General features: G+C 44.0%; 16 protein-coding genes. 9 read left to right on the top strand and 7 right to left on the bottom strand.

Annotated elements, in window-relative coordinates:
• The 4 genes from IM322_RS21260 to nblS all read left to right on the top strand — a co-directional run.
• Nucleotides 1-310: zinc ribbon domain-containing protein (locus tag IM322_RS21260; RefSeq protein ID WP_287713325.1), on the top strand; the 310-nt coding region annotated here is incomplete at its 5' end.
• A 335-nt stretch (nucleotides 311-645) separates the two neighbouring features.
• A complete protein-coding gene (locus IM322_RS21265; protein ID WP_002800600.1) occupies nucleotides 646-825 on the top strand; it encodes a hypothetical protein in 180 nt (59 codons plus the stop codon).
• A 75-nt stretch (nucleotides 826-900) separates the two neighbouring features.
• A complete protein-coding gene (locus IM322_RS21270; protein WP_287673449.1) occupies nucleotides 901-1,248 on the top strand; it encodes a DUF4359 domain-containing protein in 348 nt (115 codons plus the stop codon).
• Between the two features lie 114 nt (nucleotides 1,249-1,362).
• Nucleotides 1,363-3,354 carry a two-component system sensor histidine kinase NblS gene (nblS, locus tag IM322_RS21275; protein ID WP_287673451.1) on the top strand — a complete coding sequence of 664 codons (1,992 nt, stop codon included), beginning with the start codon at nucleotides 1,363-1,365 and terminating at the stop codon, nucleotides 3,352-3,354.
• Here nblS and IM322_RS21280 read toward each other — a convergent pair.
• On the bottom strand, nucleotides 3,335-3,694 hold the full coding sequence (locus IM322_RS21280) for a hypothetical protein (protein ID WP_287673468.1): 360 nt from the start codon (nucleotides 3,692-3,694) through the stop codon (nucleotides 3,335-3,337). The two genes, nblS and IM322_RS21280, sit on opposite strands and share 20 nt — an antisense overlap.
• Before the next feature lie 77 nt (nucleotides 3,695-3,771).
• Nucleotides 3,772-4,179 (bottom strand): hypothetical protein, encoded by a 408-nt coding sequence (locus IM322_RS21285; protein WP_286825547.1) that lies wholly within the window; start codon nucleotides 4,177-4,179, stop codon nucleotides 3,772-3,774.
• A 44-nt stretch (nucleotides 4,180-4,223) separates the two neighbouring features.
• Here IM322_RS21285 and IM322_RS21290 point away from each other — a divergent pair, with 44 nt between their 5' ends.
• The 3 genes from IM322_RS21290 to folE all read left to right on the top strand — a co-directional run bounded on the left by IM322_RS21290 (nucleotide 4,224) and on the right by folE (nucleotide 6,947).
• Entirely contained in the window at nucleotides 4,224-5,129 is a 906-nt protein-coding gene (locus tag IM322_RS21290; RefSeq protein WP_287673452.1) for a hypothetical protein, read from the top strand.
• A 341-nt stretch (nucleotides 5,130-5,470) separates the two neighbouring features.
• Nucleotides 5,471-6,199: an SDR family oxidoreductase gene (locus IM322_RS21295; protein WP_287673454.1), complete on the top strand. Its 729-nt coding sequence runs from the start codon at nucleotides 5,471-5,473 to the stop codon at nucleotides 6,197-6,199.
• A 49-nt stretch (nucleotides 6,200-6,248) separates the two neighbouring features.
• Nucleotides 6,249-6,947, top strand: a complete 699-nt coding sequence (gene folE / locus IM322_RS21300) for a GTP cyclohydrolase I FolE (protein WP_287673456.1) — start codon at nucleotides 6,249-6,251, stop codon at nucleotides 6,945-6,947.
• Between the two features lie 83 nt (nucleotides 6,948-7,030).
• On the opposite strand, the gene IM322_RS21305 is transcribed toward folE, so the two are convergent.
• Nucleotides 7,031-7,666 (bottom strand): phosphoribosylanthranilate isomerase, encoded by a 636-nt coding sequence (locus IM322_RS21305; protein WP_287673458.1) that lies wholly within the window; start codon nucleotides 7,664-7,666, stop codon nucleotides 7,031-7,033.
• Between the two features lie 120 nt (nucleotides 7,667-7,786).
• Here IM322_RS21305 and psaK point away from each other — a divergent pair, with 120 nt between their 5' ends.
• Nucleotides 7,787-8,053 carry a photosystem I reaction center subunit PsaK gene (gene psaK / locus IM322_RS21310; protein ID WP_002784442.1) on the top strand — a complete coding sequence of 89 codons (267 nt, stop codon included), beginning with the start codon at nucleotides 7,787-7,789 and terminating at the stop codon, nucleotides 8,051-8,053.
• 174 nt (nucleotides 8,054-8,227) lie between these two features.
• A complete protein-coding gene (locus IM322_RS21315) occupies nucleotides 8,228-8,341 on the top strand; it encodes a CopG family transcriptional regulator (protein WP_287673460.1) in 114 nt (37 codons plus the stop codon).
• Nucleotides 8,342-8,401: 60 nt separating this feature from the next.
• Here IM322_RS21315 and IM322_RS21320 read toward each other — a convergent pair whose 3' ends face one another.
• The 4 genes from IM322_RS21320 to IM322_RS21335 all read right to left on the bottom strand — a co-directional run.
• A complete protein-coding gene (locus IM322_RS21320; RefSeq protein WP_158201302.1) occupies nucleotides 8,402-8,704 on the bottom strand; it encodes a type II toxin-antitoxin system RelE family toxin in 303 nt (100 codons plus the stop codon).
• Nucleotides 8,661-8,888 (bottom strand): hypothetical protein, encoded by a 228-nt coding sequence (locus IM322_RS21325; protein WP_287673465.1) that lies wholly within the window; start codon nucleotides 8,886-8,888, stop codon nucleotides 8,661-8,663. Before IM322_RS21325 ends, IM322_RS21320 begins: the two co-directional genes overlap by 44 nt.
• Before the next feature lie 231 nt (nucleotides 8,889-9,119).
• On the bottom strand, nucleotides 9,120-9,647 hold the full coding sequence (locus tag IM322_RS21330) for a DUF3011 domain-containing protein (protein ID WP_287673467.1): 528 nt from the start codon (nucleotides 9,645-9,647) through the stop codon (nucleotides 9,120-9,122).
• Nucleotides 9,648-9,792: 145 nt separating this feature from the next.
• On the bottom strand, nucleotides 9,793-9,964 hold a 172-nt coding region (locus IM322_RS21335; protein ID WP_271931852.1), incomplete at its 5' end, for a photosystem II protein D2.

Genomic DNA, 9,964 nt, shown 5'->3' on the forward strand with positions numbered 1-9,964 from the left:
TACCCGACAATTAGCCTATAAATGCCATTGGTATGGGAGAAATTACATCGAAGTAGATAGATGGTTTCCCAGTTCTAAGCGGTGTAGTAATTGTGGGTATATTGCTGAGAAAATGCCGTTAAATGTTCGAGAATGGGACTGTCCAAGCTGTGGGACGCACCATGACCGAGATATTAACGCCAGTAAAAACATTTTGGCCGCAGGACTTGCGGTGTCAGTCTGTAGAGCGACCATAAGACCAGAACAGAGTAAAACTGTTAAGGCAGGTGCGAAACCCCGCAAGGGAAAGAAGCAGAAACCCAAATCGTGAGGTTTGGGAATCACCGTCCGTTTACGGCGGTGAGGATGTCAAAGGATAATCAATAATCTCAGCCGTAATTATAGCAGTAAGGGATCGGCAGTTTAAAAGTTCACTTACTGGTTTTCTCTTCCCCAAAATTACCGACACATATCCGATCACGGTAAAAAACACCAGAAAGAAATTATTAAAATTTTCAAGAAAAATTGCAAAGTTTAGTAAAAATTACTAGCAAGATCAGATGAGCGACTCCATAATGGGGATCAAGGAAAAAATAGGCTTAAACCGATTGGGATCAAGAAAAACTAGCTTTATATACAGAAGATAACTAATTAATGAGGTTTGCTATGATCACCCTGCAACAGGTACGCTGTCCTAATTGTGGAAATTTTGCCGAAAGACAGCATATTTTAGAACACCATCTCGTTAGCACCGCCTGTTCTCACTGTGATTATCTGTTAATTAGTTGCAGTCTCACGGGAAATGTACTAGAGTGCTACGCACCAGGTATTGGCTTAAGAAATTAACACCGCTCCCTAGCCAGATCGAAAATGTCTTGTCAAAATAGAGTGGAGAAGACAAAATTAAGGAGCTAAGTAGCTATGGGGGGTAATTTCTTCAAGGGAGCGATCGCCTTGGGGGTGGTAGCGGGGATTATGGGATTTACCAATCCACCCCAAGAACTTTACAGCGAATACGCCTCGGAAAAACTTCTCGCTCATGCCGACAAAATCGCTTGCGAGAAAATCAGTCTCTGTGACTCGATCGATTCTTTACCAGTGGCAGCCAGAAATCTGATCAAAAATCAAATCTTAAAACCAGCGATCGAAACCTCTAGTCAACGGCAAAATTTAGGTGTGTTCAGTATTTACACCACAGAGGTACCCGGGGTAGCTAAAATTAGAACTCTTGGCGCTTTTGGGCATTTCTTGACTTTCTCGGAGACTTAGGTGAGATTACTGCCAGCTTAACCGCTACCAGCTTAATAATGAGTTAAGATGATCGTGTTAACCCGCGATTTGAGCGATAGACTCCTCAAGAACACCGATTAATCCTGCCTAACCGTGTTTAATTTTCTGCCCATTCTCCGAGAAGCGATCGCCCGTTGGTGGTCCGAATTCACCCTCCAAACTAAATTAATGGCTGCGGCTACTTTAGCCGTTTCTTTGTTGATGAGTGGTTTAACCTTTTGGGCGGTTAACACGATCCAGCAGGATGTCCGTCTCAATGATACCCGTTTTGGCCGGGATTTAGGGCTGTTATTAGCCGCTAATGTCTCCCCTCTGATTGCTGAGGACAATTTAACCGATTTAGCCCGTTTTTCAGCCCGTTTTTATAGTAGTACCTCCAGTGTGCGTTATTTGATCTACGCTAACGAGGAGGGTCAGATATTTTTCGGCATTCCCTATTCTACCGCCGAAGTTAAGAACTCCCTGACGATTGAGCGTCGCATTCAATTACCGGAAAATTATGGCGAAAATGCGGAAACTCCCCTTGTCCGTCAGCATAAAACCCCCGACGGTGAAGTAACCGATGTCTTTGTTCCCTTAAATCATGAGGGCAAATATTTGGGAGTATTAGCGATCGGGATCAATCCTAACGCTATTGTGGTCGCTTCTTCTAATCTAACCCGTGATGTGACTATTGCCGTTTTTGTCTCGATTTGGGCCATGGTGATTCTGGGGGCGGTTTTTAATGCTTTAACTATCACCAAACCGATCAAGGAGTTATTAGTCGGCGTCAAAAATATTGCAGCAGGAAATTTTAAGCAGCGCGTTGATTTACCCTTGGGAGGAGAGTTAGGGGAATTAATTCTCAGTTTTAATGAAATGGCGGAAAAGTTAGAACGATACGAAGAACAAAATATCGAAGAAATGACCGCCGAAAAAGCCAAATTAGATACGTTAATGTCCACTATTGCTGATGGGGCGATTCTCTTAGATACTAATTTTCAATTATTATTAATTAATCCCGCAGCTCGGGAAATATTTGGCTGGGAAGATCGGGAAATTATCGGTAAAAATGTTCTACATCTTTTTCCTTCGGAGTTAACGGTTAGACTAACTAAACCTCTCTATCAAATTGCGGCAGGAGAAACCCCCCAGCCAGAAGAATCGGCTAATCAAAATCAGACAAATGCTGTTATTGATCAGGAAAATAATAACTATTCCCCAGCAGAATTTAGATTATCTTTAACTAACACGAAAACCCGGACAATTCGCCTTTTGTTAACTCAGGTATTCGATCAGCATCGGGAGAATGTCCGGGGAATTGCCATGACGCTACAGGATATCACTAGAGAAACAGAATTAAATGAGGCAAAAAGTCAATTTATCAGCAATGTTTCCCATGAGTTAAGAACCCCTTTATTTAACATCAAATCTTTTATTGAAACCCTGACAGAATTTGGTGAGGATCTCAGCGATACAGAAAAAAGAGAGTTTTTAGAAACCGCTAATCATGAAACCGATCGCTTAACTCGTTTGGTTAATGATGTTCTCGATCTTTCTCGGTTAGAATCCTCCCGTAACTATAACTTAGATGCGATCGATATCGGACAATTAATCGAACAAACCCTAAGGACCTATCAACTCAATGCTAGGGATAAAGGACTAGAATTAAGCTCGGAAATTGAAGCCAATTTACTACCAATTTTAGGTCATTATGATCTACTTTTACAGGTATTAACTAATCTAGTCGGTAACTCCCTAAAATTTACTCCTGCTGGCGGTAAAGTGGTGATTCGTGCCTATAAAATAAGCAGAGATAATCCCCAAGAAACTCCCAAAATTCGCGTGGAAGTATCCGATACTGGTATTGGCATCGATGCCGAGGATCAAAGTGCCATATTCGATCGCTTCTATCGGGTAGAAAATCGCGTTCATACCCTAGAAGGGACGGGATTAGGATTATCGATCGTCAAAAATATTATTGAAAAGCACTATAGTCAAATTAATTTGATTAGTGAAGTGGGAATTGGCACAACTTTCTGGTTCGATCTAGAGCTATATCAAGGCTTGATCGCCAGCAAGAAAATTAACGACGTGAGTTTATAAAAGCTAGGGCAATACTGCCCAAAATCAGGGTTAATAATAGCAATAATCCCTTATTTCTGAGACACCAATTTTTAAAAACTCTAGGGAGAGGGAGAGGAGGAATTTTTTCGGCTATTATTTGACTATTTTTGTATAAAGTGCAGCTGGTAGCGTAGGGACGTTGGGGAAAATTACAGCTATCATCGCCATGATAAAGACAAGTTTGGCATAAAAACTCGCCGGTGACAGCTTGATGCAGGGTCATGCCGGGATGACCATAGGCCTTGAAAATATTAAAACAGTAGGGACATTGCAAGGCTTGACTATCGACCTTGTGCTGACAACGAGGACAGGTAATCATAATCGCTAAATTTTCCCTTTGAGGATTATCATTGCTGATGATCATAGACTATAGCAAAATCCCCGGGCTTTTTCCGGTTATTTCACTAAATAGCTGCGCCATTGTGAGGCAACTTCTTCGAGTAAACGCCAAGTTTTCCCCTCGATCTGTCTTTGTAAATAAAGATCAAAATTGTTGTGTTGTTTGCTATCTTTTTGATGGGGCAATTGTAGAGTTAGATCATAATCTCCCTGCAAGTGATAAGCGGGTAAATTGCCCACATAAAGCGGTTCCAGACTGGTGACATTAATTTTGGCAATTTTTACCTGCGGATCATCGATCTGTAAAGATTGACTAAGGCGATCGGATGTGTGACGAAATTGTAATAAAAGGGCTTTGGCGACGATTTCTCCGTCGGGGGCAAATTCTTGCGGGGGAGTGACACTACCACAAGCAGTCAGGAAGACAAGGAAAATACTGGTTAAAAAACCGAGAAAACGGCGCATAGAATGATATTTTGAAAAAGAATGGCAGCGGGTTAACAAAGATTATGACTCAACCAAATGAGCGAGAGAATTTCAGCCAAGCAGAAACAGTGATCCGACTACAAGAGGCGATCGAGCAGTTAAATTCGATCGTTTCCCAACTTAACACGGGAACGGGGACAGTGTTACCCCCAAAAGTTGCTGTTGATAATCTTCTTAACTCAACGCAACAGTTAGCCGCTGCTTTAAAACCAGACGAATTCGCAGAAGTTGAGCAAAGTTTAACCCCAGATTCTCCAATCGAAGCAGCGGAGGGAATCGACGATATTTTACCGGATTTCGAGCAGGTGGAAGGGTGGTGGACGACGATTTTGAGCAAAATTCGCCGACTTTTACCGGGGGGAATTAGCGAAAAAATTCCTGATTGGTTAATTACCGGCTTGTTAACAGGAAGTTTAGTCACTATCCTATTAGTAGCTGTGGTCAGTTTACCGAAAAATCCGGCGGAAATTGCCGAAAATATGCCTGAAGTTGTCTCTAGTCCTTCCCCGGCAGCCGGGGAAATTATCGAAACTCCCCCAGAATTAATCGCACCAGAGGCACCGATTCCCGTCCCGATTACCAAAGCAAAACCGCGATTAACTCCCGAACAAAGTTTAGTCGCAGCCATTCAAGCGGAAATTACCGATTTAACTACTCGTTATCCCGCCGGTATTATTTCTACCGTAGAAGCGGATTTTTTGGCTAGTCGTCTAGTAGTTATTTTGGGCGATAATTGGTATAGTCTGGAGGCATCACAACAGGATAAATTCGCTAATTCGGTTTTTCAACGTTGCCAAAGTCTCGATTTTCGCCGCTTGGAAATGAGGGATAACGAGGGAATTCTCCTCGCTAGAAGTCCCGTTGTCGGCGATCGAGTGGTGATTGTCAATCGCACTCAACCCACCGCTGCCATCTCCTCTGGTGAGTAGTTTTGAGCGCGGGGGGAGCGAGTTACAGACAAAGACAGCCTCAAGAATTCTCGCCAACCAGTCCGCTTTTTCCCCTCGCTGGTTAGCTATCTAAATATACACAAAAATTAGTGATCCCTGACTTAACAGTGCTATAATTGGCTAGGTAAAATTTTGTAACGATTCTTAATCTTGAACCTACCCGATAGTCAATGCTTCCGCCCACCCGGGTGGGCTGCAGCAATTTTGGTGCGAGAAAAATTGCTCCGATCTAACCCAACTCCCTTAAACTTTTCTAGGGTTCCCCCGACCGCCAAAATTTTGCCCTAACTACCAAGAATTAAGAGACTTCAAACTATACCATGAACTCTGTTATTCGTCAACAGCGAGCGCTGATCACCGGAGCCGGCAGCGGCATCGGCAAAGAAACCGCCCTCGCTTTCGCCAAGGCGGGAATTAATCTGGTTTTAATCGGTCGCGATCAGCAAAGATTGGCAACCGTGGCGGGAATGGCGGCAGATTTAGGCGTATCAGCCCAAGCTTACCCCTTAGATTTGGCAGATATCCTGGAAGTAGCTCCTAGTATCGCTAAAATCGCCCAAGAATCCGGACCGATCAATATCCTGATCAATAATGCTGGCATGGGTTACACCAACTCCTTGGCCGACACACCTTTGTCAGACTGGCAGCGGGTGATCGATCTGAATTTAACCAGTGTTTACCAGTGTGTGCAAGGGATTTTACCAGCCATGCGTCAACAGGGGGGAGGCACGATCGTTAATGTTTCCTCGATCGCCGCCGATAATTTTTTTCCTGATTGGGGGGCTTATAGTGTCAGCAAAGCTGGATTAGTGGCATTTTCTCGCATTTTAGCCCTCGAGGAGCGGGCTAACGCCATTCGCGTCACGATTATCACCCCCGGGGCTGTCAATACTCCCATCTGGGACAGCGATAGCGTCAAAGCAGATTTCGATCGCTCGGCCATGTTAACCCCGGATATCATCGCTCAGGCCATTCTGCAAGCGGTGTTACTGCCCAAACAGGCCGTAGTGGAAACGATGACCATTATGCCCAGTGCGGGGGCATTATAACCCGAAATACTTCTATTTATCAATCAATTCGCCTACAGGCATCTTCATTATGACCATAGCTTCTTCTAACGGTTTAAACGGTAATTTAACCGATGCTATTCAAGCACGCGTGACCACTCGCCCCGATCGCAACACCCACAATGGCAAAACCGCTCAAATTCATCCAACTTCCGACGAAAACAAAGAACAGATGATGGATGCGGTCAGAAATATCCTGATCTCGGTGGGGGAAGACCCCGAAAGAGAAGGTTTATTAAAAACCCCCAAACGGGTGGCCGAAGCGATGCAGTTTCTCACCCAAGGCTATCAACAATCCCTAGAAACCCTCGTTAATGGTGCGATCTTCAATGAAGGTCATAATGAGATGGTATTAGTGCGCGATATTGACTTCTTTAGTCTCTGTGAACATCATATGTTACCCTTCATGGGGCGGGCCCACGTTGCCTATATTCCTAACCAAAAGGTGGTCGGATTAAGTAAATTGGCCCGCATTGTGGAAATGTATTCCCGTCGTTTACAGGTCCAAGAGCGCCTCACCCGTCAGATTGCCGAAGCGATTCAAGAAATTCTCGACCCCCAAGGGGTTGCCGTCGTCATGGAAGCAACCCATATGTGCATGGTAATGCGCGGGGTGCAGAAACCGGGATCCTGGACTGTCACCAGCGCCATGTTAGGAGTCTTCCAAGACGAGCAAAAAACCCGCGAGGAGTATCTTAACCTGATCCGTCATAAACCCAATTTCTTCTAGTCCCGGAGATGGGGAAATGGGGTAATTTAGTTGAAATTTCCCTATCCCCCATCCCCTATCCCCTATCCCCTATCCCCTATCCCCTAATAACGGAATGTTTGCAGTCGCTCTAGCAAGAGGGCGACTTTTTTGAGGTCTTTATCACCAGGCGATCGCTCAACGCCGCTAGACACATCAATACCCTGGGGGTGCAGCCGAGTTAAAGCTTCACCAATATTATCGGGGTTGAGTCCTCCGGCGAGAAACCAGGGCAAGGGGGGCGAAAAACTGGCTAAGGCTTGCCAGTCTAAGGTATGTCCCGTACCGCCGAGCAATTGGGGATGGTAGGCATCTAACAGTAAAGTATCGACGCTATTGAAGTAAATTGCCGACTTTTCCCAACTTTCTCTGTCTTTAATCCGTAAAGCTTTGATAATTTCCCGGTCGGGTAATAATTGCCGCAACCTTTGGCAATATTCGGGAGATTCTATACCATGTAACTGCACACTTGTCAAGGGTGTTTTAATAATTATTTGCTGAATAATTTCGGGTTGCTCGTCGGCAAAAACCCCGATAAAATCAATTTTGTCGGGTATTGCGGCGATAATGGCGTTAATTTGCTCGATTTTGACGTAACGAGGCGAACTAGGTACGAGGATAAAACCTAAAGCCGTAGCTCCGCAAGTAGCGATCGCTCGGCCTTGGTCCGGTTGGGTAATGCCGCAAATTTTAATTCGCATTTAATCTTATTCACAAAACGTTACAAAAACTGTTAAGTATTCAAACAAAAAGCAGTTTCGGGTCAAGAGCTTTTTATAATGCCCTGTGATTAACAAAATCTTATCAAGACTGGAGCGCAAATGATCTCTTCCGCCTTACTTTTAGCCACTGCTCAAACCATTCCCTGGAATTTATCCGTCGGGATTACCATGACGTTAGCTAACCTAGTAGCGTTCGTTATCGGTTATTTTGCTATCCAAAATACCGGAGCAGGCCCTGCTTTACCCTTGCCGCAGTTAGCCTCGAAAAAAAGCTTCGGTCTGCCGGAATTATTGGCTACCATGAGTTTTGGCCATATTCTCGGTGCGGGACTGGTTCTCGGTCTTTCTAACGCGGGTATTCTCTAATCAGTGATCGGTGATCGGTAATCAGTAAACCTCAGAGAGAGGAGTAAGGAGCCAGTAGTCAGTAGTCAGGAGAACTAAGCATAAAGAGATTTTAGGCAACTTCATCCCTATTTTTCTCATTTTTGAACTCTCAAAAGTTAATTATGCCAGAAGTCTAGTAATCGTCCAGATCGGGTGATTATTCTGGCTGCCGGCGAGAAAATTAAGAAAGCAGTTGCCCAAGTCGAAGCTGGAGACTTTGCTGACGAAGAAGAAGCAGTATTGGCTAAATTAACCCATGAAAGTTAGATAGCTGCGGAAAGAAGTATCGAAAATAATTGGTAAATCCGAACGTTGCTAATCGCTTAATTAATCGTAAATATTGCCTCTAAAGTTAATCTCATAAATAAAGATTTCGTCTGTCTCCTTGACGATTTCAAAAATAACTCGCATTTTGCCAACACGAATTCTGGAGAATCCTTTTAACTCACCTTTAAGTTTTTTTATATCAAGTTCTTCAGGGGGATAAACGTTTTGAGTTTCAAGGCAGGTTTTGAGAATACCAATTTTAGTCAAAACAGATTTTCGGCTATTGGCATCTAGTTTCTCCAAAAATTTATTGGCTGATCTACTGATCCTGATCTTCACGATTAAACCAGCCTGTAATATCAACGAAGCCGTCGTCTTTGTAATCAACAGGATTAAAGTTTGCTTCTATGTCAGCTTGTTCTATATCATCAACATAGGGAATCAGCATCTCGAAGAATTTCAACCATTCTTCCCGCATAACTTCGCGAACGCCTTCCTTGATGATGGTTTTGAGCATTAGAGCATCTAAGGTGTTTGCAGGCTCCATATATTTTCCTCCAATCTACTTGAATTCTAGCAGCAGATCAAGAAAACGGGTTTCTTACAGCAGTTATCTTAAGGATTTTAGTTTTCTCAAGCCACTGTTCGAGGCAAGTCAAGAGATGGGGAGAGATTCAGGTAATCTAAGGATAGGCGGTTAAAGTGCATCTTAGCTTACCTGATAACGTTCCTAAAATCTATCTTCAGTAAAAGTTACTCATTTTAGCTATCTAGCTATTTAACCCCGATCCTCACAAACAAAGTCCACTACTTGATCGATTTCCCGGGATGAGCGGATACGACGACTACCGCTGCCGAGTTCGCCACCACGACAATTGGCCCACCAACGCTCGCGACTGCCATTAACGATCGCATCAAATTCTCTCATTCTGCCACTATCATAATAACTGCGGCGATCAACGACAAAACGACCGATATTGGGGAGGCGAAATTCTTCGTAAACATTACCTTCCCAACCGCCACCAACATTACCGTCATGGTCGTCGATGCGTACCTCAAACTCGCCCCGACAACCATTTCTGACCACAATATTGCCGTTTTGGAAATCCCAATTACCCTCACAGGGAGCAGCGGAGCGAGTGCGGGTTAATCTTACTTGGGCCCATCTAGCGTTCACGGGACAGCGAGTAGTGCGACCGCTTTGACTTTCACAATTAATTCTCATGGTTCTGGCCGCTGCTGGCTCGCTCCCTAGGGGACAAATTAGCAATAAACCCAGACTAGATAATAAAATTTGGCGAAACATTGTCTTTATCTCCAAGAAATTCTCTAGTTTATCTTACAGGGGTATCCAGAAATTGAGTAGTAGTGCTTGAAGTGCCTTAATCAACAAAAAAGAAGGGTGATTTAACTTCACCCTTCCCTCTAATCAGTAAATTTTCTTGCCATCTTTAGAGAGCGTTACCGCGAGGTAATACTTCTTCAGGGAAGATAAAGTTTTCGTGGGGTTGGTCTTGGGGAGCCATCCAAGCTCTCAGACCTTCGTTAAGCAGAATATTTTTAGTGTAGAAGGTTTCAAATTCCGGGTCTTCCGCCGCTCTCAATTCCTGAGAAACGAAGTCA

The sequence above is a fragment of the Microcystis sp. M109S1 genome, assembly GCF_020247025.1.
GTDB lineage: Bacteria > Cyanobacteriota > Cyanobacteriia > Cyanobacteriales > Microcystaceae > Microcystis.